At 59.9% G+C, this 24,115-nt stretch carries 21 protein-coding genes; 11 read left to right on the top strand and 10 right to left on the bottom strand.

Features of this window, described 5'->3' with window-relative positions; genetic code table 11:
* Positions 1-217: 217 nt before the first annotated feature.
* The 3 genes from NCR98_RS26325 to NCR98_RS26315 all read right to left on the bottom strand — a co-directional run bounded on the left by NCR98_RS26325 (position 218) and on the right by NCR98_RS26315 (position 2,798).
* Positions 218-964: a dienelactone hydrolase family protein gene (locus tag NCR98_RS26325; protein ID WP_250511215.1), complete on the bottom strand. Its 747-nt coding sequence runs from the start codon at positions 962-964 to the stop codon at positions 218-220.
* Between the two features lie 67 nt (positions 965-1,031).
* Positions 1,032-1,793, bottom strand: a complete 762-nt coding sequence (locus NCR98_RS26320) for a 3-oxoacyl-ACP reductase (protein WP_250494728.1) — start codon at positions 1,791-1,793, stop codon at positions 1,032-1,034.
* 276 nt (positions 1,794-2,069) lie between these two features.
* Positions 2,070-2,798, bottom strand: coding sequence for a Crp/Fnr family transcriptional regulator (locus NCR98_RS26315; RefSeq protein WP_250527793.1), 729 nt, complete (start codon positions 2,796-2,798; stop codon positions 2,070-2,072).
* 622 nt (positions 2,799-3,420) lie between these two features.
* Here NCR98_RS26315 and NCR98_RS26310 point away from each other — a divergent pair.
* The 3 genes from NCR98_RS26310 to NCR98_RS26300 all read left to right on the top strand — a co-directional run bounded on the left by NCR98_RS26310 (position 3,421) and on the right by NCR98_RS26300 (position 7,670).
* A complete protein-coding gene (locus NCR98_RS26310; RefSeq protein ID WP_250527792.1) occupies positions 3,421-5,379 on the top strand; it encodes a PhoX family protein in 1,959 nt (652 codons plus the stop codon).
* Between the two features lie 348 nt (positions 5,380-5,727).
* Positions 5,728-6,825 (top strand): alpha/beta fold hydrolase, encoded by a 1,098-nt coding sequence (locus NCR98_RS26305; RefSeq protein WP_250527791.1) that lies wholly within the window; start codon positions 5,728-5,730, stop codon positions 6,823-6,825.
* A 47-nt stretch (positions 6,826-6,872) separates the two neighbouring features.
* A complete protein-coding gene (locus NCR98_RS26300) occupies positions 6,873-7,670 on the top strand; it encodes an SDR family NAD(P)-dependent oxidoreductase (RefSeq protein WP_250527790.1) in 798 nt (265 codons plus the stop codon).
* A 40-nt stretch (positions 7,671-7,710) separates the two neighbouring features.
* Here NCR98_RS26300 and NCR98_RS26295 read toward each other — a convergent pair whose 3' ends face one another.
* Positions 7,711-9,192: an HD domain-containing phosphohydrolase gene (locus NCR98_RS26295; protein ID WP_250527789.1), complete on the bottom strand. Its 1,482-nt coding sequence runs from the start codon at positions 9,190-9,192 to the stop codon at positions 7,711-7,713.
* Between the two features lie 154 nt (positions 9,193-9,346).
* On the opposite strand from NCR98_RS26295, the gene NCR98_RS26290 reads away from it, so the two are divergent.
* Entirely contained in the window at positions 9,347-9,934 is a 588-nt protein-coding gene (locus NCR98_RS26290; protein WP_244830465.1) for a DUF308 domain-containing protein, read from the top strand.
* Between the two features lie 69 nt (positions 9,935-10,003).
* On the opposite strand, the gene NCR98_RS26285 is transcribed toward NCR98_RS26290, so the two are convergent.
* Positions 10,004-11,806, bottom strand: a complete 1,803-nt coding sequence (locus NCR98_RS26285; RefSeq protein ID WP_250527788.1) for an ABC transporter ATP-binding protein — start codon at positions 11,804-11,806, stop codon at positions 10,004-10,006.
* A 353-nt stretch (positions 11,807-12,159) separates the two neighbouring features.
* Between NCR98_RS26285 and NCR98_RS26280 the strand changes: the two genes are divergently transcribed.
* The 5 genes from NCR98_RS26280 to NCR98_RS26260 all read left to right on the top strand — a co-directional run bounded on the left by NCR98_RS26280 (position 12,160) and on the right by NCR98_RS26260 (position 17,713).
* Positions 12,160-13,392, top strand: coding sequence for an NAD(P)/FAD-dependent oxidoreductase (locus NCR98_RS26280; RefSeq protein WP_250527787.1), 1,233 nt, complete (start codon positions 12,160-12,162; stop codon positions 13,390-13,392).
* A gap of 163 nt (positions 13,393-13,555) precedes the next feature.
* Positions 13,556-14,761, top strand: coding sequence for a sugar transporter (locus tag NCR98_RS26275; protein WP_284503958.1), 1,206 nt, complete (start codon positions 13,556-13,558; stop codon positions 14,759-14,761).
* Between the two features lie 254 nt (positions 14,762-15,015).
* Positions 15,016-15,513: a hypothetical protein gene (locus NCR98_RS26270; RefSeq protein ID WP_250527785.1), complete on the top strand. Its 498-nt coding sequence runs from the start codon at positions 15,016-15,018 to the stop codon at positions 15,511-15,513.
* A gap of 282 nt (positions 15,514-15,795) precedes the next feature.
* Positions 15,796-16,680 carry an alpha/beta fold hydrolase gene (locus tag NCR98_RS26265; RefSeq protein WP_250527784.1) on the top strand — a complete coding sequence of 295 codons (885 nt, stop codon included), beginning with the start codon at positions 15,796-15,798 and terminating at the stop codon, positions 16,678-16,680.
* Between the two features lie 550 nt (positions 16,681-17,230).
* Positions 17,231-17,713, top strand: a complete 483-nt coding sequence (locus NCR98_RS26260) for a 2OG-Fe(II) oxygenase (protein ID WP_250527783.1) — start codon at positions 17,231-17,233, stop codon at positions 17,711-17,713.
* A gap of 108 nt (positions 17,714-17,821) precedes the next feature.
* Here NCR98_RS26260 and NCR98_RS26255 read toward each other — a convergent pair whose 3' ends face one another.
* Positions 17,822-19,174, bottom strand: coding sequence for an MFS transporter (locus NCR98_RS26255; RefSeq protein WP_250527782.1), 1,353 nt, complete (start codon positions 19,172-19,174; stop codon positions 17,822-17,824).
* A gap of 298 nt (positions 19,175-19,472) precedes the next feature.
* On the opposite strand from NCR98_RS26255, the gene NCR98_RS26250 reads away from it, so the two are divergent.
* Positions 19,473-19,757, top strand: a complete 285-nt coding sequence (locus NCR98_RS26250; protein ID WP_244830477.1) for a type II toxin-antitoxin system Phd/YefM family antitoxin — start codon at positions 19,473-19,475, stop codon at positions 19,755-19,757.
* Positions 19,757-20,092, top strand: coding sequence for a type II toxin-antitoxin system RelE/ParE family toxin (locus tag NCR98_RS26245; protein WP_250527781.1), 336 nt, complete (start codon positions 19,757-19,759; stop codon positions 20,090-20,092). Before NCR98_RS26250 ends, NCR98_RS26245 begins: the two co-directional genes overlap by 1 nt.
* Before the next feature lie 38 nt (positions 20,093-20,130).
* On the opposite strand, the gene NCR98_RS26240 is transcribed toward NCR98_RS26245, so the two are convergent.
* The 4 genes from NCR98_RS26240 to NCR98_RS26225 form a co-directional block, all read right to left on the bottom strand.
* Positions 20,131-20,304, bottom strand: a complete 174-nt coding sequence (locus NCR98_RS26240) for a hypothetical protein (protein ID WP_244830479.1) — start codon at positions 20,302-20,304, stop codon at positions 20,131-20,133.
* 214 nt (positions 20,305-20,518) lie between these two features.
* Complete coding sequence (locus NCR98_RS26235) at positions 20,519-21,889, bottom strand: MFS transporter (RefSeq protein ID WP_250494714.1); 1,371 nt, start codon at positions 21,887-21,889, stop codon at positions 20,519-20,521.
* Between the two features lie 24 nt (positions 21,890-21,913).
* Positions 21,914-22,750, bottom strand: coding sequence for an enoyl-CoA hydratase-related protein (locus NCR98_RS26230; protein WP_250527780.1), 837 nt, complete (start codon positions 22,748-22,750; stop codon positions 21,914-21,916).
* A gap of 45 nt (positions 22,751-22,795) precedes the next feature.
* Positions 22,796-24,013 carry a CaiB/BaiF CoA transferase family protein gene (locus tag NCR98_RS26225; protein WP_250468242.1) on the bottom strand — a complete coding sequence of 406 codons (1,218 nt, stop codon included), beginning with the start codon at positions 24,011-24,013 and terminating at the stop codon, positions 22,796-22,798.
* Between the last annotated feature and the right edge of the window lie 102 nt (positions 24,014-24,115).

Below are 24,115 nucleotides of genomic sequence, written 5' to 3'. Positions count from 1 at the left end.
ATCGCGTCAGCCGTTTTGTTTTTGTAAATGTACTGACTAGTTCGCATGCGGATCAGTAGGAGAACACCTTACGATCGTTTTTTCTCTTTATGGTCTAGTGGGATGCGACGAAGGTAATTAGTGCTGTGACGCGCCGCACCAACGTAACGGCGGATAGGGACTTCGTAAGCGGTGCTTTACTACGATCGCGCGACGACATGATCATCGCGCGAAGATTTCAGACCGGACCTTTGAGCGTCCGATCGAAGAATTCGATCATCGTGGACCAACCGCGCTCGGCGGCCTCTTGGTCGTAGACCGGAAAATCCGGCTTCATCCAGCCGTGCGCGGCGCCGGTATAGGTCTCAGCGACATACCGAACGCCGGCCTGCTTCAACGCGTCTTCGAAGCGCTGCGCCATGGATGACGGATAACTTCCATCGGCGTCGGCCGCTGCGATATAGAGTTCGGCCTTTAGTCGTGGCGCTGAAAGATGCGGGCTGTCAGGGGCATCCGTTGCGAGATTGCCGCCGTGAAAGCTTGCCACCGCCGCGAAGCGATCGGGATATTGGCCAGCGGCGGTGATAGCCATGCCGCCGCCCATGCAAAAACCGACCGCGCCGATACGTTCGGGTTCAACGTCCGTGCGCGTGTCGATGTAGGCAAGCAATGCTTCTGTATCTTCGGCCGCCTTCGCGTTACCCGTGGTGACCATCAGTGGCCCGAGGATCGCTCGCACATCGCCCTTGAATACTTCCACGGGATCGAAAGGCCCGTACGAACCGTAGCGATAGAAAAGGTCTGGCAGCAGGACGACATAGCCCGCGTTCGCCAGCCGTTGCGCCATATCCGATACAGCTGGACGTATGCCGCCCGCATCCATGTAGAAGACGATGGCCGGCGAAGGCGTTGCCGTATCGGCGGTGAAAACGTGAACGGGACACATACCGTCGCGAGTGGAAACGCTCACCTTTTCATAAGCCATGATGTCGTGCCTTGAGTCGAGAGCCGTGCTTGGGAATTGTCGAGAGATCATGTGTGAGCAAGACGCTTCAATCCTTGACCAAACCGCCATCGACGACGAGGTTCTGTCCCGTCACCGCTCGCGCCCACGGTGAGAGAAAGAACAGCACTGCGTCGGCGAATTCTTCCGGCGTCGTGACACGGCGCAACGGCGTGAATCCGGCGACCATATCGAACACGGCTTCGGGCGTCGCGCTGCTGGCATCGGTGGTGCGCAAGAGTCCGCCGGAAACCATGTTCACCGTGATGCCGTCCGGTCCGAGATCGTTCGATGCAGTTCTCGTCAACGCGAGCAATGCCGCCTTGGCCGCCGTGTAGTCGTGATAAGGCACGACGGGGTTCTGAAAAAGGTTGGTGCCGACATTCACGATACGGCCAAAGCCAGCGGCACGCATTGCGGGCAACGCGGCTTGAATCGTATTGAGCGCGCCCTTGAGCGCGCCTTCGATCTGCTGCTGAAAGCGCGTCCATTCGATATCGCCGATCTTCGGTCGCGCGTCGCCATCGAAGCTGAATTCGGCAAGCGCGTTGTTCACGACGGCATGTATCGGCCGGCCGCTTTTAGCGAGCGCTTCGTCGAAGAGACGCGCGACGGATGCCTGATCCGTGATGTCGGCCTGAACCGCCACGACGCGCGGTCCAAGCCGCTCGACCAGCGCGTTCGCTTGCGCTTCGCTACGACGATAGTTGATGACGACACTGGCGCCTTCACGCGCGAGGGCTTCAGTGATCGCCGCGCCCAGTCCGCGCGCGCCGCCGGTGACGAGTACGTTTTGTTCAGACAGCAGCATCGACATCTCCAAGGTTTGTTCTGGAATAGCCGATGCATTATGCAGCATGGGGTTAAGCGGCGCGTAAGTACACACGCGCTTCAGGCGCGCCGCAGCCTTCGTTTAAGGCGTACGCAGTTGCGTCACGAGCAATCTTTGCGTCTAATTTAGCTAGACCATAGCGTGGCTTCGGACAGCGCCTGCGCGGCTATCAGCCTTTGCCAGAGCGCTCGAAAAAATTGCAAGCCACGCGCTTCTTGCCAGCAACCGTCAATGCAGCCACTAAACCCAATTCGCTCAGGCGAGATCGACTTGTCGCGGTCGCAGAATCTTTTCGAATTCTTTTCTTAAGATGCAATAGCAAGCGCACGCCTGCTTCTCTAGACCAGCGCGATCGAGAATTTCAATGCTGCCTCGGCCGTGCCGAATCAAGCCTGCATCGTGAAGTTTGCCCGTCGCCTCGGTGACGCCTTCTCTTCGCACGCCAAGGCTGTCCGCGACGCCTTGTTGAGTGACGCGCAAGACCATTGACGGCGCCCGGTCCGCTTGCGTCAATAACCATCGGCACAATTGCTGGCGCAGCGAATGATGTCGGTTGCATGCGGCTGTCTGTGCGACCTGTGTCAGCAACGCCTGCGTGTAAAGAAGCATTAAACGGCGCAAGAACGCCGAACGGCCAATGAGTTCACGCAACGCATGAGCCTTGATGCGGTACGCAGATCCGGGAAACTGGACCTGAACACGCGTTGGCATGAACTTGCCGCCCGTTAGCACCGGCAAACCTGTCATGCCCTCGCGCCCGACGGCGGCAATCTCGGTCGATGCACCGTCCTCCACCATGTGAAGAAGCGAGATGATCGACGTAGTCGGAAAATAGACATACTGCATTTGTTGGCCGGGATCATACAGGCGTTGTTCGCTACGCAGTTCGATCAACTCCAGATGGCGTGCGATCTCTTTCCACTCCGGCGCGCGAAGCGAACATAGCAAGGCATTACCATGCAGATCCGATGTCAAATTCAGCATGCTCTTCGCTCGTTTAAGCTATTGCATAACCTTAGCATTTTTTCGTTTGCAGGTTGCTTTTAGCCTTAAGCGGTTGTTGGTCCGGCAGCTATCCTGTCAAGCGAAAGCTATAAGCGCTTAGCGTCTTAGCGGTCGTTTTGTTAAGGCGCCATCAAGGTCTGATCTTAAGCCTTGAACGGCTTTTGTCGAAGTGGTGACAAGAAGCTAAGAAAATGCTTCTTCAGACGCTAAGGCATTAATAGCTGAATTTGGCTCAAGCGTCTTTGAAGATCGCCACCGCTGATTCTTCTTCTTAGAATCGAACGAATCGCTCTGTTGCCAGCCATCGTCGTGAGTCAAAAATCCGGGCACGACTATCTGTTGTTTTAGGCAAAGTCAGCCACCCGACCTCCGCCGCGCGCCGACTGCATGCTTGCCATCTTGCTGTCGATAGTGGCTCCTGCACTTTCAACAAATGCTCGCGAACACGTCCATGAACACAACCCAATGCTTTCTAAATAATTCTATTTTCCTGTCATATACATTTCATCATCCTGCCTTACATTCCTCTTTCGACGCTGCACGCGGGCCGAGTACCTAAGCAGCCTGATCCCCCGATCATCGATAAAAACAGGAACTCCCCATGTCCGACCGGACGAATCTTTCCCGCCGCCGCACGCTTAAACTTCTTGCGGGGGCGCCGATGTTACCGCTCGGCGGATTCGCCGCCGCCACGACGCTCGCCGGCTGCGGCGGCAGTGATTCCAATGCGGCCCCGGCTGCCACCGCGACGTTCGCAAGCGCGGCATTCACGTCGATGGCCGCACCCACGCTCAACGACCCCGCGTCGATGGCGACGACCACGGTGAAATCGTCACTCAACGTCACGTTCGCGGACGGCACCACGCAAGCGTACAAGCTCGCCTATCAACCGTTCTTCGTCACCGGCGACATGGTGCCGAACGGCAGTGGCGGCAACATCCTTGCAGGCGGTTATTACGATATCAACGGCCAGCCGATCATCGATACCTCGGTGCCGGGCAAGGAGCGTCAGTTCTATTCCGACTGCCCCGACGGCAGTTCGTTGCTCACGCTTGCCAATGCAACGGTGCCGGGCATCAAGGGCAAGACCGTATTCGCCGTGGTGCAGTTCGAATACACCACGCGGGATCAGAGCCTCGCGTCGCAGTACGGCCAGTTACCCTCGCCTATCGCGGTATTGACGCTCGATCAGAACCCGACGACGGGCCACCTCACGCTGGTGAAATATCACAACGTAGACACCTCGAAAGCGAACGGTCTGTGGATCACGTGCGGCGCGAGCCTTTCGCCCTGGAATACGCACTTGTCGAGCGAGGAGTACGAGCCGGACGCGTCGAGCATCGCGAAAAACGCGCAGTTCAAGGCCTTCAGCCTAGCGCTATATGGCGACGCGACGCGCGCCAATCCCTACCACTACGGGCACTTGCCGGAAGTCACGGTGAATCCGGACGGGACGGCATCGATCAAAAAGCATTACTGCCTCGGACGCATCTCACACGAATTGATCCAGGTGATGCCGGACCAACGCACCGTCATGATGGGCGACGACGCGACCAACGGCGGCTTGTTCATGTTCATCGCGGACAAAGCGGCGGACCTCTCGTCAGGCACGCTGTACGTCGCCAAGTGGACGCAGACCTCGTCGGCGGGCGCGGGATCGGCGAACCTCTCGTGGATTCGCATCGGCAATGCCACGAGCGCTGAAATCGAAGCACTCGCCGGATCACTCAAGGCAGCCGACATCATGGACATCGCCACCGCGGACCCGGCGGACGCCAGCTACACGAAGATCAATTTCAACGGCACGTTCAACTGGGTCCGCGTCAAGCCGGGCATGGACAAAGCGGCGGCGTATCTGGAAACGCACCGCTATGCGGCGCTTATTGGCGGCAGCCTGGGATTCACGAAGCTCGAAGGCACGACGGTCAACTCGAAGGACAAGATCGTGTACACGGCGATGTCCCGAGTCGAGAAATCGATGGTCAAGGGCAACGCGGCCTCGCGCGATGTCGCGGTCGACAAGACCATCGTCGCAGGCGCAGTGTACGCGCTCAATCTCAAGGCCGGTCAGAAAGACGTGACGGGCGCGGCGATAGACAGCGAATGGGTGCCGGTCGACATGGCCGCGCCCGCCGCGCTCGTCGGCGAGGACCTGGCTGCGCCCGACGCGCTCGGCAACCTCGCGAACCCCGACAAGATCGCGAATCCGGACAACCTGAAGTTCTCGGAGAAGCTGCGCACGTTGTTCATCGGCGAAGATTCCAGCACACACGTGAACAACTTCCTTTGGGCCTATAACGTCGATACCCAAACGCTTGCACGCGTGCTTTCGTGCCCGTCGGCGGCGGAATCCACCGGATTACACGCGGTCGACGAGATCAACGGCTGGACCTACATCATGAGCAACTTCCAGCATGCGGGCGACTGGGAGAGTCCGCTGCATGACAAGGTCAAGGCGACCGTCGATCCTTTACTGCGCGCGAATTATAAGGATCGATTCGGCGCGACTGTCGGTTATCTCACTGGCGACGCGAGCAGCATCAGGCTAGCGAAGGCTTGAGAAGCGGCATGCCGGCACTTCGCTGCGTCTGCAATGGATGAACCGAACTTGAATCTGCAGCCAGGCCCGCAGTGTCGCTCACGACCGTCGGGCCTGACGATAAAAATCGCTACGACGCGTTCGCCTCAAGCAAACTACTTGACGGCACCCGACGACATGTCCGAACTCTGCGGCATGGCTTGCGACGAGGCTTTGTTGCCCGGCTCATAGGTTCGGTTCACATCTCCCGGATCTCTGTTCCACGGACTCGACACTGGCTCGCTGTGGTAGGTCCTTTCGGACGTAGCCGCGCCATGAGCACCACCGCTGCCGCTCCCGCCGTTACCGTTTCCGCCCGCCAGCGCGGGCATGGACACCAGCGCGGAAACGAGTGAAGCCAACACGCACGAAACCTGGACATACGACGCAGTCTTTGCCATTTCGGAACTCCTTAAGGACCACAAGCCTCGACACCCGTGTTCGATTCGTCGGTCTGATTTTGATAGAGCCGCGACGGGTCAAACATGCCGCAGCAAAATCAATTACGTAGAAGCCTGGGTGTTGGATGCAGCATTTCTTTTATTCATCAGAGTATGCAGTTGCTTTTCCGCCAACGAGCAAAGACGATCGACGGGTACAAATCTGGCTAAAGCGCTCACTTGGAGCGCTGATCGAGGAACGAATTCAGCGCTCGGTCCCGACCATCCAGAGAAACTCATGCTCCCTTACAGCAGACAGGGCCAAGGCGACGTCACCTTCGTGCTCATGCATTTCTTAGGCGGCTCACACCGTACTTGGTTTCCTACCTTGCCTTTTCTCGACCATGAACACCTTTGCGTCGCGCTCGATACCCCCGGCTTCGGCGATGCCGCGCATATCGAAGGCTACAGCGTGAGCGAGATGGCCGATCACATCGACGCTACCATCCGTGCATTGCAACTCGAACGTTGCGTGCTCGTCGGTCATTCGATGACGGGCAAAGTCGCGGTTGTGCTCGCGGCCCGCAAGCCGGACTATTTGGCAGGCTTGATCCTCGTCGCGCCCTCGCCTCCCGGACCGCAACCTATGAGTGAGCAGGACCGGGAACAGCAACGAGCGTATGGCAAGACTCGGCCGGAAGCGGAAGCGTTCGTGGATGAATCGAGCGCACACCGCTTGCCGGATGATGTTCGCGAAGTCGCAATCCACGATGCCCAACGCGTCGATCTCGTTGCCTGGCGCGCATGGGTGGATGGCGGCAGCAAGGAGGATTGGAGCGATCGCATCGGTACGCTCGATTATCCGGCGTTGCTCGTTTGCGGCGCGGACGATAAGCAAGTGCCCGGTCCGGACGAGCAACGCATGACAACATTGAAGCATTTTCCGAATGGCAACGTGAGCGTGATCAATGGCGCAGGCCACCTCATGCCCTTGCAGACGCCGCGGATCTTGGCACAGGAGATGCTGAAATTCGCAAAGGCGCTTTAGCCACGATGACTTGCGTGGTTGCGGAATCAATCAACTAAGGGGAATTCATGGACTTGGGAATCAGGGGGCGCGTGGCGCTCATCACCGGCGCGAGCGGCGGCATTGGTCTCGCGGTTGCAAAACAATTGAGTGAGGAAGGCGTGCATCTGGTGCTGTCGGACGTGGATCAACAAAAGCTCGAAAAGGAAAGCGGCGCGCTCGCGCAATCCAGCTTGTTGATTGCGGCCGATATGACTAAGCAACAAGAGGTAGACGATCTCGTCAAGCGAGGCACGGAACGGTTCGGGCAGATCGACATCGTGGTTCATACGGCTGGCGTTACCGGTGCAAAAGGCGATCCGCTCGAACTGGCGGATGCAGACTACGAGGAAGCTTGGGCGACCGACTTTTTTTCGGCTGTACGTGTGGCTCGTGCGGCCATTCCGCCCATGCGTGCGAAAGGCTGGGGGCGCTTCGTTTGCATCACGTCCGAGAACGCGGTGCAGCCTTACTGGGAAGAGGCGGTGTACAACGTTGCCAAGGCCGCGCTTGCTGCATTCATCAAAAATCTGTCCTACAAAGAGGCTGCACACGGCGTGCTGTGCAATACCGTCTCGCCTGCATTCATCGAAACCGGCATGACGAACGGCATGATGGAAAAACGCGCCAAGCAAATGGGCGTGTCCTTCGACGAGGCGGTCAAGAGTTTTCTCGACGAGGAACGGCCGGGAATCGTTCAAAAGAGACGGGGTCAGCCCGAGGAAGTCGCGGCGGCCATCGCTTTGCTGGTTTCGGATCGTGCGTCGTTCATCAACGGCAGCAACGTTCGGGTGGATGGCGGCTCGGTTCAGGCAATCCAGAACTGATTTCGATTCGAAGCGCGCACGCTCGCCAGACATGCGCGCTTCAAAGCCAGCCCATTGCCGATGCCTTGAGCGTTGCCGCCGCGCGTGTCGAGCATTCGAGTTTGCGAAAAATATTCTCTACGTGTGTGCGCACGGTGCTTGGACTCAAGACGAGTTCGCGTGCGGCTTCCTTGTTACTCGCGCCGCGAGAGATCGCTTTCAAGACGTCGATCTCTCGCACGGAGAGCAGCGCCCGCGACGGGGCATCGCTTACCTGACGTCTTACGGGAGCGTCGGCGTCGGTGAGCAGCGCATCGACCGCATTGGCATCGAAGCGGCCTTTAGCGACTTCGTTGAGCATTCTCTGTGCGGCCTCGTTGGGTGAAAGCGCCGCTCGCCACGGACGCAGGGAACGAAGCGCCACCCACGCAACAGACGCGGCCAGCACGCGCGCTTCCAACCCAAGCGCCTGATCGCGCACGCCGCGAAAATAGCCCGAGCCGTCGAGGCGTTCATAGGCATACGATGCGACCTCCGCCGCTTCACCTATCGCGCCCGCCAGACGTCCCGCACGCGACGTCCAGTACGGCACCAGACGCACCTTTTCCCACGCGCTTTCGCTCAAACGCTCCGGTTGATTCCACACCGCGTTAGGCACCGACGCGCGGCCAATGCCGTGGATCAACCCGGCGTGATAGACCCGGGCGCGCGATTCATCGCTCGAGGTGAGCCGGGCGCACGCCGCCAGTGCCGTCGATGCAACCGCGCGCGAGAAGCCCGTCATCCACGGAAGTTTGAGGTCGATGACGTCTGCGATCAACTCCGGCGAAGTGGTCTGCCGCATGTGCGCGGTTGAAAGAACCGCATCGACTTCGGCGGGCGTCAGGCAATCCAACTCCTTCAGCCAATGCACCGCATGGCGCTTCGCATATCCTACAAGCACTGCCGGATAGCGCATGTCGGCGCGCTTCGCGATTTTAGCGAGCGCCCCGTCCACGCCATACACGCGGCTGTAGATTTCCAGATCGCCCGCTAGCGAGACGATGGACACAGGCACGGGAACCGCTTCGTGCGTGAGATGCGAAGGCAAGCCGCGACCGTCCCACGTCTCGAAGATGTGCCGCAACGCCGTTTCGGTCGCGCGCGCGAGTCCGAGCATGCGCGCCACTTCTCCCGCGACCTCGCAATGGGTCACGGCAAGCGGCGTGAGCGCCGCGCCAGCGTCGTCGAGCGCTTCGAGCGGTTCCGCCCAATCCGGATGATCCTCGAGCATGGCCTGGCGAAACGCTACATCGTCACCGAAAACCTGCGCGAAGCCCGACGCATTTGCCGTGCAACCGGACCAGCGCAGCAACGCCGCCTCGCGCACTACGTCGGCATTCGCGATCGCGAGACCGGCCGCACTCGCCAGACGCGAGGCGAGCCACGCCGTACGAGGCGAGTGGTCGGTTGGCTGCCCCATGCTCAAGTCACCGATGAAGGCGAGCGCCTTCACACAATCGAACACGAGCAAGGGAGACTGGCCGGCTTCCTGATCAGTCATGGGATGACCACGAGAGTTTTGCACGGAAATGCGCCCACTATACGCGACATCAATTTCCCATAGCCTCGGTCATTTGACCGATGCACAGTGCACGCGCGAGGTGCAAAGATCTCGGTCATCGTGAAGCGCCAACCAGTCATTGCAAGGAGTCACCATGTCCGACTACTCACTGCCAGAAAAAACGCTCGCCAACGCAGAGCGCTGGCTCAAGAACTACTATTTCACCCGCGCGGCGGTTTCGATCGTATGGGTGGCGCTGGCCTTCGTGGTCGGATTGCACTCCGTGGCCGGCGCTGCGGTTTTGCTGGTCATCTACCCGGCATGGGATGCGCTCGCGAACTATATCGACATGTCGCGAAGCGGCGGGAAGACCGGCAATCGCACGCAGGCGATCAACGTTGCGATCAGCGCGGCCACGACCGCCGCCGTGATCATTGCGCTCAAAACGAATACGGCATGGGTCCTCGGCGTCGTCGGCGTCTGGGCCATTTTGTCCGGGCTGCTTCAACTCGCCACCGCGTTACGTCGATGGAAGCGCTTCGGCGCGCAATGGGCCATGGTTCTTAGCGGCGCGCAATCGGCACTTGCAGGATGCTTCTTTCTGGCGCTTACACCCGCACCTCTTACGCTTGCGATTTCGAAGATAGCCGGTTACGCGGGCGTCGGTGCGGCCTACTTCCTTATCTCGGCCTTGTGGTTATCGGCTGCGCAATTTCGGCGTCACCGCGCGAGCACGGTCTGAGCAATCGAGCGCGCCGAGATGGGTTGCAGCGAAGAATGCTCATACAACGACCGCGATGTATGGGCACCTTTATTTGTAACCCTGCGCCTGTAGGCCGAACAGGTGCGCGTAACGTCCATTCAGCGCGAGTAGCTGTCGATGGCTTCCGCTTTCCAGTATCCGCCCCTGGTCCAGCACGATGATTTGGTCGGCTCCTCGCACGCTCGAAAAACGATGTGAAATCAGAATGGACATCCGCTGCCCTGACTGCGCCTGAAACTGCTCGAACACCCCAGCCTCGGCTTCGGGGTCGAGGGCGGCGGTCGGCTCGTCGAGAATCAGGATATCCGCGCTTTCCCGCATATAGGCCCTTGACAGCGCAATCTTCTGCCACTGCCCGCCCGACAGTTCTCGACCACCCGCAAACCAGCGTCCGAGTTGCGTCTCGTATCCGTTCTCCATCTGCTCGATGAACGCGGCAGCCATGCCCTTCTGTGCCGCTTCGCTCCATCGGGTCCTGTCCGAGAAGGCTTCGATATCGCCGACGCCCAAGTTCTCGCCAGCCTTGAACTGGTAACGAATGAAGTCCTGGAAAATAACACCGATCCGGCGACGCAGTGTGTATTCGTCCCACTCCTGGAGGTCCGAACCATCGAGAAAAATACGACCGGCGGACGGCGTGTAAAGGCGCGTGAGAAGCTTGATGAGCGTGGTCTTGCCCGAGCCGTTCTCGCCTACCAAAGCAAGTGTCTGCCCGGGCTTCAAATCGAAGCTGATGTCGGTCAGTGCCGGGCGCTCGGCACCCGGATAAGCGAACGACACCCGCTCGAACTGCAGACCTTGTCCCGGAAGCGTTCCCTGAGTCAGATGACCGGAGCTCACGTTTTCGGGCTGCGCGAGGAACTCGAACAAGTCGCTCAGGTAGAGACCATCCTCGTAGAGCCCGCCAATCGAGGACAGGCTGCTGCTCACCGCACTCTGACCTTGCCTGAACAGCACGAGGTACATCGTCATCTGCCCCAGCGAGATGGCTCCGCTCACCGTCTCAAGGACAATCCATCCATAAGCCGCATAGAACGCGATGGTGCCGACCACGCCGAGCAGAAAGCCCCAACCGTCTCGTCGCAGCGTGAGTGCGCGGTCTTCGGCATAGAGCTTCTCGAAGGTGTCGCGATAGCGCTGCAGAAGAAGCGGGGCAAAGCCAAACAGCTTGACTTCCTTGATGTTCGCTTCACTCGAGAGCAGAGACTCGATGTAATTCTGCTGTCTGCTTTCGGGCGTCCTTCGCCCAAAGAGCCGGAACGCGCTACCCGAGAATCGCGCTTCGGAAATAAAGCTCGGAATGGCACCGACGACCAGAATAACAAGCGCCCACGGCGAAAATCTCACAAGCAACACCGCGAAAGTCGTGACGGAGATGAGGTTTTGTACCAGACCGAGCGACTTCATCACGAGCGACAACGGCCGTGAAGACGCGTCTCGCCGTACTCTTACAAGGCGGTCGTAGAACTCTGAATCCTCGAATTGAACGAGACTCAATTTTTGAGCCTTCTCCAATATAAGCAGGTTGACCTTCTGCCCGAGTTGCGCGCGGAGTAGCGCCTGCAGCAAGGACAACGACCGCTGGCTTGCCGCAAGCGCGATGAGCACCAATGCTTCGAGGAGGAGATAGCGAACGACCGGCCAATGTAAGCGATGCGCTGGTTCGTGGGAGGCCGTGACGACCGCGTCGACGATACGCTGCCCAATGACCGCGGCCGCCGCGGGAAGCACGCCGGCAACGATGGTCGCGACGAGAAGCCCACTGAGAAATAGCGGTGACGTGCTCCAGACGAGCATGAACGCTTGCGTAGCTCGCTTGAGAAACTCGCCGACCTGACGCAGCATTTTCATGGTTCTGCTAGGCGACATTAGAATGAGAGATGATCCGGAATATGCAGTGGATGCCTGGTCGCACGTGGCGAGCCTGCCAACGTAGACGGTCCCGTTGTCCGCGAGACGAGCTTACCTCACAACGAATGGCAAGACCGCATGAACAGACGTGCGCAGACCGTATGAGCGGTCGGTAAGAAAACACGCTTCTCCGGGAACTCCCACCAACGGCATCCGCTGCTTCGCTTCCGGACGTGCAGAAATCTGGAGCTGCAATGGCTGGGAGCCTTGGAAATAGAATACAGTCCGGCAGTTCAGCACGCGGGTATGGCCGGCGTCCGGACGGCAAGATGGATTGACCACAAGGAAGACGCATGGACTTCGATGCAGTCGTATTGGGCGGGGGTATTGTCGGAACGTCGATAGCGATTCATTTGCAGCGCCGTGGACTCGCCGTTGCACTGATCGATCGCAAGCCTCCAGGCAATGAAACCTCACTCGGCAATGCAGGAATAATTCAGCGCGAGGGCGTTTATCCCTATGCTTTCCCTCGTGACCTCGCCAAGATTGCCAGGTATGCGAGCAATCGCGCCACGGACGTTCGATTTCATGCGGCGGCAATGCCTAAGCTGGTGCCGTTTCTTTATCGTTATTGGCATCATTCGCGCGCCGACCGTCACGCAAAGATTGCGAAGGCTTACTCGACCCTCATCGAGCACAGCGTCTCGGAGCATCGCGAGTTGATCGAAGCGGCCGGAGCGCAATCTTTAGTGCGAACGCAAGGCTGGATAAACGCTTTCCGAACTTCAAAAGCGTTCGAAGCGGCCATGGCGGAGGCGTCGCATTGGCAGGACGCCTATGGCATCCCGTTCGACGTTCTCGCCGACGGCGCTTTACAGGCAGCCGAACCCTCTCTTGGTCCCGCGCTCAGATATGCAATCCGGTACTCGTCGGCAGAGTCCGTGAGCGATCCATCGGGGCTCGTCGGCGCTTACGCAAACTTATTCGAAAAGCTCGGCGGCACGTTCTTCATTGGCGACGCGTCGACACTCGAGTCCGGGTGGCGGGTCACCACCGAGTCGGGTGTGGTCACCGCGGACCAGGTCGTCGTTGCCTTGGGACCGTGGGCCAATGACGTCACGACGAAGCTGGGTTACGCGTTGCCGCTCGAAGTAAAGCGCGGCTACCACATGCACTATGCGGCGAAGCCTGGAGCAACGTTGAATCAGCCCGTTCTCGATGCGGAAATCGGTTACGTCATCACGCCGATGGTTCGTGGCATCAGATTGACGACCGGCGTCGAGCTAGGCCTTCGTGACTCACCGAAAACGCCTGTGCAACTCGAGGCCGTGGAACCCTTCGCCCGTCAGACGTTTCCAATCGGCGAACGTCTCGACGAGGCGCCCTGGATCGGACGCCGGCCTTGCACGCCCGACATGATGCCTGTCATCGGCCGCGCACCGAATCATGAGAAGCTCTGGTTCGCCTTCGGGCACGCTCATCACGGGTTGACACTCGGCCCCGTTACCGGACGGCTCATCGCCGAGTTGATGACGGGCGAAGATCCGTTCGTGGACCCGCATCCGTTCCGGGCGGAGCGGTTTTAGGCCGCTTAGCGTTTGCAAGGCAAGTGCAGCAACGCGAGCACATCGAGGGAACATTCCCGCATGGCACGGCACGTCGTGTCATACCGCGAGCAACGGTGTTGTTATGATTGCGTCGTCGCGAGGCAACGTTACGCGACGACGCCCCTCGTCCTCGAGTTCCCTGATGCTCACGCACCATCTATCGTTTTTCAAGCGCCCTTGGTGGGGTGTCATGGCGCTGACTTTCGCGGCGTTCATCTTCAATACCACCGAATTCGTGCCCGTCGGTTTGCTTACCGCAATCGGTAACAGCCTGGACATGCGTCCGACCGACGTCGGCGTGGTGATGACCATTTACGCATGGACGGTGTCCGTCGCGTCATTACCGTTGACCTTGTTCGTCCGCGAAGTAGAACGCCGCACCCTGCTGATGCGCGTCTTTATCGTGTTCATACTCAGTCATATCGTGACTGGACTAGCGCCGAACTTCGAGATATTCGTACTGGGTAGAATCGGCATTGCGTTTGCGCATGCCGTCTTTTGGTCGATCTCCATCCCGCTCGTCGTGCGCCTGGTTCCACCGGACGGAGAGCGCCGTGCACTCGCGATGATATCGATCGGAACATCGGTCGCCATGGTGGCCGGTGTCCCCATCGGACGAGCGATAGGCGATACCTTCGGATGGCGCGCGACCTTCCAGATCATCGCAGGCGCAGCGGTGCTCGGCATGGGCGCGTTATGGTTGACGTTGCCAAAACTCGATAGCCAGGGTTCAGGTTCGTTGAACAGTCTGCCAAAGCTCCTCAAGACACCCGTGCTGGTTGCGCTCTTCGCGGTGACGGTTCTTACGGTCTGCGCGCACTTCACTTCCTACACTTATCTCGAACCGTTTGCTCGCGCCGTGACAGGCGCGAGCAATATCGAAGTGACATTTCTGCTGGTGCTGTTCGGTGCCGCGGGCGTTCCGGCCGCGGTCTGCTTCAGCCGCTTTTACGCCAACCGCCCGCGCCGGTTCCTGTTGTGGACCTTGTGTGCCCTTGCCGCTTGCTTGCTGTTGCTTTGGCCTTGCGGACAGTACGTCGGCACGCTGTCGATGCTCTTGCTGTTCTGGGGCGTGGCGATCATCTGCTTCGGGCTTGCCATGCAGGCACACGTGCTGCGACTGGCTCCGGATGCGGCAGACATAGCCATCTCGATGTTTTCCGCTCTGTACAATATAGGCATCGGAGCCGGCGCGCTGGTCGGAAAGTTCGTCGCGCGCGATGTCGGGCTAGCCTGGATCGGAATGTTCGGCGCAGCGGTCGCCGTGCTTGGCGCGGTAGTGTGTTGGCTCGCGTTCTTGGCGGCACGTCGTGGGACGCGGCGCGCTGCGCCCTTGTTAACTCACTAGCGAGCCGCGTGGTCGGGCGTGGTTGGTCGGATGTCATCCGACCCGTGTCGACTTTCGTGAACCGCACGTCTTGCAAGAGCATCGAATACTCGAGGCCGGTGAGTGTTCCTTGCGACAAAGAAATCGAATAGGCGCGCTCCCGCGCGTGCATCTGAGTAACTGGCTTCGATCGTCGTTCTTGCGCGCCTGCGTCGCACGAATCGTCGGGACGAAACAGCATTGGAAGTCGCAAACAAAGAGGCTATTAGCAGCACATGGATATCTTTTATCACGCGCCAAGTTTCGAGCAGAACGTCAAGAACGGGCTGGTTGGTTCGATTGGCTCCAGCAGCGCCAAACTGGTAACGCTCTCCCAGCGGCTGCCCAAGCGGATCTGGGTCTTCAAGACGCCAAGAGGTTTGAAGGGCTCTATTCAGTTGCTCGCGTCATTGCTCGTTTGCGATGAACCCAGCGTCGCGGTGCAGTCCGACCAACCGCACATGGTCTTCTACGACGTGTTTTCGCCTGAATCCGTGATTTTTACGGAGTCAGGGACGCCCGAGCGCATCGAAGAAGTCTCGGGGTACTTCCAATACCGGTGGCATGCCGCCTTCAGCGCCAGTTTTAGAGGCGACGTGGGACTGCAGGCCATGGAAGCCGATGTCGTGCGAGGGCTGGAGGCACTGGTTTCCGGTTGGGAAAGAGTACATATGCTCGAACGTGTGAAGAACGTCGACAGCGTTCGGCCTATCAATCCCTTCGCGCCGCGCTGAACAGTCGGAAGCCAGCCGTTACGCTTGGTGTAACCGAATACGCCGTGCGACAAAGCACACGGCACATCCGTGATGGTGGTCGTGGCGCGGCGGCCGCCGGCGTCCGCCTTCAGCCGCCCCGTTTATTCTTCTCCTAACCCGAACAGTGCATTCTGCGCCGGGGTGATTCCGCAAGAAGCGCAAACGCTGCAGTATGGCTTCAAGCCGCTGCAGACCGGTTCCGAGCCAAACAAGTGCTCGCCGGGACGCGGCGCCATAACCACTCCTTGTTCGGGATACACCATGACCGCGATTCCTGTCATTCGATACCAGTCCGAGAATATCGATGGGCTCAACGTGTTCTACAGAGAAGCGGGGCCTTCGGAAGCCCCCGTGGTGCTGCTGTTGCACGGCTTTCCCACGTCCTCGCATATGTTCCGCAATCTCATTCCCATCCTGGCCGAAAAGTATCACGTAGTCGCGCCCGATTACCCGGGCTTCGGTCAGAGCGATGCGCCCGATCACACCGTCTTCAAGTACGGCTTTCAGCATTACGCTGAAATCGTCGATGCGTTGCTCAAGCGTCTTGGCATCGACCGCTTTGCAATGTATGTGATGGACTACGGCGCGCCGGTGGGATACCGCCTCGCGCTCATGGACCCGGCGCGGGTGACGGGGCTCATCGTTCAGAACGGCAACGCGTATGCCGAAGGGCTGCGCGAATTCTGGAACCCGATCAAAGCGTATTGGGCAGACAATTCGGTCAAGAATCGCGAAGCGCTGCACAGTCTCGTGACGCTGGACACGACGATTTTTCAATACACGGACGGCGTTTCGGATGTATCGAGAATCAGCCCGGATAACTGGATTCACGATCAGGCGCTGCTCGACCGGCCCGGCAACCGCGAAATCCAGATGGACCTCTTTCTGGACTATGGGACGAACGTGCCGCTCTATCCTGAGTTTCAGGCGTTCTTCCGTGAGCATCGGCCGCCGACCATCATCGTGTGGGGCAAGAACGACAAGATCTTCCCGGAGGAAGGCGCGCATCCTTATCTGCGGGATCTTCCGGATGCGCAAATACACATTCTCGAAACGGGACACTTCGCGCTGGAAGACAAGCTCGACGAGATGGCGCCACTCTTGATCGATTTTCTCGATCGCTCGCTCGTGCGATCGAAGACGTAGTAAGCGGGCAGATACCGCAAAGCGCGACGTGACCGCCGCAACCATCGTCCGTCGCGCGCTTGGTACCGAATGTGTCCGATTCAAAATGTCGACGCTGCGTATAGGACGTCCGCAAGAACTTCGCTCGCGCAGCAACGGTCGGAATCGGTCTCACTCGTGTAGACTGCGCCGTGATTTCGACAGATCGGCTGCCTCGACGCGGCTTATCCCGCCGGGTCCGGCGTGTGTCGATATCCGCGTTCGACGCGACCATCGACGCTAAATGGTCTCGAACAACCGGTAGCAGGCCGGAGCGATTACTCTTTCGAGCCGCCAGCGCAAGAACAAATAAAAAAGGGCATCTCTGGAACACCCCCTGACTGAAGCGCAAGTCCAATCTTCGAATAATGATTGGATATGCGAAGCCGCATGTGACAACGTAACCGACGTCTCGACGAATTCCCGATCCGGCGAATTCGATACTGCGACAAGCGCCCTCGCCGTCAATGGCTGGTGTGTCGTGCCAGATTTTCTGACACAGCCTCAGACACAGGCATTGGCTACCGAATGCATGGCGATGTATGCAGCCCAGTTGCTGACACCCGCCCGTGTGGGTGCCAAACGCGCGGCCACGCTCTTGCGCGGCGACAGTACGCGCTGGTTCCAGCCCGATGCGTTGAGTCCGCGGCAGCAGACGTTCGCCGATCGCATCGAAGCGCTGCAGATGGCGCTCAACCGCGCACTGTTTCTAGGCCTGGTCGATAGCGAATCACACTACGCGGTGTATCGGCCAGGTACCGGATACACACGTCATCTCGATTGCCTGCGCAATAACGACAGCCGCGTGATTTCCGCCGTGTTCTATCTCAACGAAGCGTGGCAGGACGTCGAAGGCGGCGCACTGCGGCTCTACCTTGCCGATCAGACACATCACGACGTCTTTCCACGCGCCGGGACGCTGCTGTTGTTTCTCTCGGCACAATTCGAACACGAGGTGCTGCCTGCGACGCGCGATCGCATGAGCATCGCGTGCTGGATGAGGCAACGAGTGTGACGCTGGCGGCACGCAAGCCACGTTCATACGTTCGCTGGCGGCCGCATGACTGAACGAACGATAGCGAGCGGCCCGGGCCCTCGCTATCGTTGTCCTGCTTCTACGCTTTTACGCTTCGTGACTGAGCGCGGCAGGCGGAATCGGGCCGCGTACGAGCAACCAATAGCCGATCACCGCAACAGCGGCAACGCCCGCTCCCACGAACAGCGCGGGCTGGAACGAATGCGTCTTTTGCACGATGAAGCCCGTGACCACCGGCGCCAGCGCCCCGCCGAAGTAGCCGCCGAAGTTCTGCATCGCGCCGATCGACGCGGTGCAGTTGGCGGGCGCGGCAACGGACGCCGTCGCCCAGGCTGCACTGCTCGATACATACAGAAGCAACATCGAGATGGAGATGAACACGACGGCCAGCGTCGCGCTGTGCGTGAGGCCCGTTAGAATCGTGAAGACGCAGACACCGAAAAGCGATGCGGCCATCGGGTATTTCCGGCTGTTGACCGCCGATACGCCGCGCCGCGCAAGCACGTCGCAGATCTTTCCGCCGGACAAACTACCCACCACGCCGAAGAGATACGGAACGGCCGCCACCCATCCCGACTTCGAGATGGTGAGATGAAATTCCATTTGCAGGTACGTCGGCAGCCATGCGTTGTAAAGCCACAAGACGTAGATCGTGCCGAAGAAACCCAGCAGCATGCCCCACGTCGTTCCGAACTCCAACAGACGGCGCCACTCGCGCCACGTCGGGCGGGTCTGCACTTCGCCATCGACATCGGTCAGATAGGCGCGCTCCCGATGCGTCAGGTCGACCTGACGCGGGTCGCGATGCACGAGGTAGAAGCACAGCGCCACGACGAGGCCCGCGATACCCATGATGCCGAACATCCATCGCCATCCGACAGTCAACATGACGACCGTGAGCAAGGGCGCCGATATGGCGGTGCCGAGCGTCGACGAGCTGTTCCAGATGCCCGTGGCGGCACCGCGCTCTTTCTTGCCGAACCAGTCACGAACGACTTTGGCGCTCGTCGGAAATTGCGGCGCCTCGCCTATGCCGAGCACCATGCGCGCCGCGAAGAACTGAGCGAAACTGGTCACGACGCCGCCGAACGCTTGCGCTATCGACCACATCGCAAGGCTTACAGAAAGCATGACACGCGCACCGAAGCGATCGACCAGCGCACCCGCTGGGAGTTGCGCAAAGGCATAAGCCCATAGAAACGCCGACAGCAACAAACCCATTTCCCCGACCGAAAGGCCGAGATCCTGCCGGATAAGCGGATTCGCAATGGACAGCGTCGCGCGGTCGATGTAATTGATGACTCCGCTCAGGAGCAGCAAAGCAAGTGCGGTACGCTGAATTCGCCGCACTCTCGGTGAAGCCTGGTCATTCGATGCCATGCTCTCAGCATCGCCAAGGTCGGATTCCGGGACATGCGGCGCCGTGGTGGATTGCTCCATGTATCTGTCTCCTGGATGTTTGGTTTTATCAGCGAAGCCGTTTTTAAGATCCGAACGCGAGCAATACTGCATTGGACTGACGCACGATAGCTCCGCCTTAATTAGAAATCCAATCAATTTGCGCGTGATGTGGCCCGGGGAAAACCCGCGTTCTGCCTTGGATCGAGGCGTGCATGAAACGGCAGCCGCCACAAGGTTACCGCGCGCACTCGCCGTAGTTGTAGCAGCAACGGCCGTTGTCACCAGACTGAAATTGGTCTATATTTAGTCTCGTTCAACCTGTAGAACGGAGTATTCGATGCACATTGCCGATCATGTGAAGCCGATCAGCTATTTAAAGAGCGAAGCGGCACAAATCGTCAAGGACCTCGCCGAGTCGGGCGAGCCGCTAATCATCACGCAGAACGGCGAAGCAAAGCTCGTTGTGCAGGATGTGCGAACTTACGAAGCCGCCCAGCAGACACTCGCCATGTTGAAGATTCTGGCAATCGGTCAAAAGCAGATCGAACGCGAGGACTATGTCGAAGGCGATGCATTCTTTTCGGAACTCGACGGATTGGACCGCGAGGAAAGGCTTCGTTGATGCCGGTGCTGTTGAAGTACCGGGTGTTGCCGACAGCCCGAATCGGCATCGAGGAACTGAGAAGTTATATCGTCCGTACTTTCGGCTGGGAAACGTGGCGCCAGACCTCTGCGCACTTGCAGGAGACGATCACGCAAATCCGCCAGTTCCCCGAGAGCGGCCATATTCCGGTTGAACTCGAAGGTTTCGTCGACGACACTTTCCGGCAAGTCATTTCCGGCAAGAACCGAATTGTCTATCAGGTGCGCGAAGGCGTTCTGTACATCCATCTCGTCTGCGACACGCGACGCGATCTGCAAGCGCTCCTTCAGCGAATCGTGCTGCGGCTGATCTGAACCTAGTGGTACCGCACGTCAAGGACGTGCGGTACCACTTAATTGCCGGCATCGTCCGTGGATGAGGCCTCGTCCTTCGTTTCCTCGTGCTTTATATGCGGCTTCTTTCCGGGCTGCGGCGCGTGTTCCGCGTCCGGCGCGATGTCTTCGCCGTGATGTTTCTTTTCCTGCTGCACTTTTTTGTCGTGCGCGACGTTACGGGGATCGGTCATGGATTATCTCAACGGTTGGTTCGACTTGGCCGCTCAAGTTCGCGACACCGAAAAGGCAGCGCAGATTCCGGGCCAGCTACCGGCGCGAAGCTGGCGACGCGTTCCGTTGAGCTGCCAGTTCGCATCGAGAAATTTGCCCGCGGTTGGCAAATCGAGCGCACAGGCGCCGAAGGACTTCGAATCCGCGCCGATGTGAGCCACGGCCGTGTCCGGCTCAGCGCGTAGTCAGCGTCTTCGCATTGGCATGCGCCGGCATGTCGTTGCCGCGCACGGCTCTCATCCGCGCATCCTGCCTTAGGCCCCAGATCCATGTCACAGCGAGACAGGGCAGGAGCGAAGCGATCGAATAGCCGACGCCCGCAAGCGGGTTGCCGGTCAGATTGACGAGCGCGAGGCTGATCAAAGGCAGAAACCCGCCGAACACCACGTTGCCGAGTTGTTGTGCAAGGCCGAACCCGGTCGTGCGGCTCTGCGGAGGAAAACACTCGGCGACGAACGCAGGCAGTGGCGCCATGATCATCGCGGTCAGCACGGCGAGTACGGCGATCAGCAGCGAGACGGAGATCCACTGCGACGACGCCGCGCTGGCCCTGATGCCCGCAAACGCCGGATAGACAGCCGCGATCCACATGACGATGCCGATCAGCATCACGCGCGCGCGCCCGATGAGATCCGACAATCGGCCGAACACCGGATAGAGCGGCGCGGCGATCAAGATGCCGGCGCCGAGACACACGTTGGCCTGTGTCGGTTCGACTTTGAGGACGTTCTGCAAGAAATAAAGCATGTAGACGATCGAGGTGTACAGCGACACCGAGGTGCCGCCTTGCGCGCCGAACATCGCCACCAGAATGGCTTTCCAGGACGTTCTGCTCGACAGTGTCTCCTGCAAGGGCCGCTTCGACAGCCGGCCTGCGTCGCGCATCTCCGTGAATACCGGCGTCTCCGTCATGCCGAGCCGTATCCACGTGGCGACGGCCACGATCGGCGCGGAGATCAAAAACGGCGCCCGCCATCCCCACGATTCGAAGCTGGCCGTATCGAGCGAAAGCTTCAGGGCCGAGACAACGACGAGCGCAAGTAGCAAACCGATGCTCGCCGTGCTCTGCAAGACGCTGGTCGCCATGCCCTTGCGGCCTTCCGGGGCATGCTCCATGACGTACACGACAGCCGAACCATACTCGCCGCCGAGCGCGACGCCCTGCACGATGCGCAATGTGAGCAGCGCGATGGGCGCGGCAATGCCAGCAGATGCATAGGTAGGCAAACAACCGATGCCGACGGTGGCAATTCCCATGATCGCGAGCGTGATGACGAAGGTCTTCTTGCGTCCGATGCGGTCGGCCATCGGACTGAAGATCACGGTGCCCAGCGGGCGGGCCACATACGCGATGCCGAACGTGGCAACGCCGGCCAGCGCCGCGACGGACTTGTCCGTGGAAGGAAGGAACAGATGCGTGAGCGTCGCCGTCAGCGCGACGTAGACGAAGAAGTCGTAATACTCGAGCATCGTTCCGAGACTGGACGTCACGATTATGCGCAACATGCCGGGCCGACCATGCACCTTGCCTGATTCTTTGTTCATGTGTGTCTCCTCCAGTTGGTCATGTCAGGCGGCGCCGCCTTCGCCGCGCGGCGCCTTTCGTCGGGCCTGCTGCTCGATGAATGCCGACACCGCCTGTTTGTGCTCGTTCCCGCACAGCAAGATGGCCTGCATGTTCGCCGCCAATTCGAGCGCGGCGGGCAACGTACAGTGCGACGACTCGCGCACCAGCTTCTTCGACATACGCAGCGCGAGCGGCGGACTGCCGGCAATGCGCCGCGCAAGCGCGAGCGCTTCGCTATCCAGCATGTCGTCGGGATAGACGTTCGCGACGATACCGAGCCGCCTGGCCTCGTCGGCATCGATAAATTCGCTGGTCAGCGTCAGTTCGAGCGCCTTCGCAGGTCCCACGATGCGTGACAGAAACCACGCGCCGCCGATACCGGAAACCAGGCCGAGTCGAAGGAAGCTCTCGGCGAAGACCGCGCGCGCGCCGGCGACCCGGATATCGCACATCAGCGCCAGGTCGCAGCCTGCGCCGACCGCCGCGCCGTTCACCGCGCAGATCGACGGCACCTCCATTTCGCCGAGCGCGCGCGTGATCCGGTGCAGACTCGTACGCAGGCGTTCACGCACTTGCTCGACGCCGCCGTCCATTAGATCCTTGCCGCTGTGCATGTCCTTGACGTTTCCGCCCGTGCAGAAATGCTTCGACGACGATCGCAGCAGCAGGCAGTGCACATCGGCCCTGCGATCGACGGTTTCGAGCACGTCCGATAACGCTTCGGTCATTGCCACCGTGAGGGCGTTGCCATTCGCGGCGCCATCGAGCGTGACGTTCATCACGCCTTCGTCGACTGTGTAGCGCACGAGCGGCGCATCGCCGCGTTCCATGTCCTGCATGGTCTGTCTCCTAAGCTAAATGCGTTCTTGTCCGACGCCGCGCGCCTACGTCGTACCGGCATGCGCCGCGCTCGCGCGTATCACGCCGGCGTTCAGCAACGCGGCGATTTCCTCTTCCTCGATGCCGTAAAACCCCAGCATGTCGAGCGTATGCTGACCCGTCGTCGGAGCGGGCGTCTCGTCGGGCGGGGCTGAATCGGATGGCCCGAGCGCGAAGCCGTGGCTCTGCATACGGCCCGCGACCGGATGCTCGACCGTGCGGGCAATGCAGCTCTCGCGATACTCCGTCGTCTCGATGACCTCGCGATACGTGGTGACGGGCGCGCAGAGAATATCTCTAGCCGAGAGCAGGTCGATCCACTCGCCCGTGCTCCGCCGGGCGAAATGCGCGTCCAGAATCGTGTGAAGTTCGGCACGGTGACGCACGCGGGCGTCGTTGGTGGCGAAACGCGTATCCGCTTCGAGGCCGGGCGCATCGAGCAACTCGCACAACGCACTCCAGCGGCCGGGATGGTAGGCCACGACCATCATCCATCCGTCGCGGGTGCGGAAGGCTTCGTTTGGGCACGCATACGGCGCCGCGCTGCCGACTTTCTCCGGGTCCGCTCCTGACGCAAAGAACGCCGCGAAGCTGATCTGCTGCAGCATCAGCGTTGCGTTGTAGAGGCTCACGTCCAGGTGTTGCCCCGTTCCGTTCAAGCGCGCCGTGTGCAACGCGCCCAGCACGGCGATCGTGGCGAGATAGCCGCCCATCATGTCGGCTACCGGCACCGGCACTTTCAGCGGATCGCCGTGCGCCGTCCCGAGCGTGCTCATGAGTCCGCTCACGGCCTGTATCACGCCATCGACGCCGGGCCGCTTCGTGTTCTCGCCGCGTTGACCGAATGCCGAGATCGAGCAATAGACGAGTTTCGGATTGGCGGCGCGCAGCGCCTCGTAGTCGAGGCCCAGCGACGCCATGACGCCCGGCCGAAAATTCTCGACGAGCACGTCCGCGCGGCGCGCCATGGTCGCGACGGTCCGCCGCCCGGCGTCGGTCTTGAGATCGATGGCAAGGCTGAACTTGCCGCGATTGACGCTCATGAACGTCGGGCTCACGCCGTTCTGCCATGGCGGCCCTATCTGCCTGCCGATTTCGCCGCCAGGCGGCTCGATCTTGACGACGTGCGCGCCGAGGTCGGCGAGCGTCATCGAACAGACCGGTCCCGCCAGCACATGCGAAAAGTCGAGGACGCGCACGCCTTTCAAGCTATCTCGAATCATTGTCGTGGTCCTGTCTCCGGGTCCGACGTTGCGTCGAGCCATGGCGCAGATTAGAGCCGCGCCATCACCGGAACAATCGACTTTTTCGAAACGAGGCTTTGA

The organism is Caballeronia sp. GAWG2-1 (genome assembly GCF_023631405.1).
Lineage (GTDB): Bacteria > Pseudomonadota > Gammaproteobacteria > Burkholderiales > Burkholderiaceae > Caballeronia.
The sequence above is the reverse complement of the archived record's forward strand: the minus strand, read 5'-3'. Positions and strand labels throughout refer to the sequence as shown.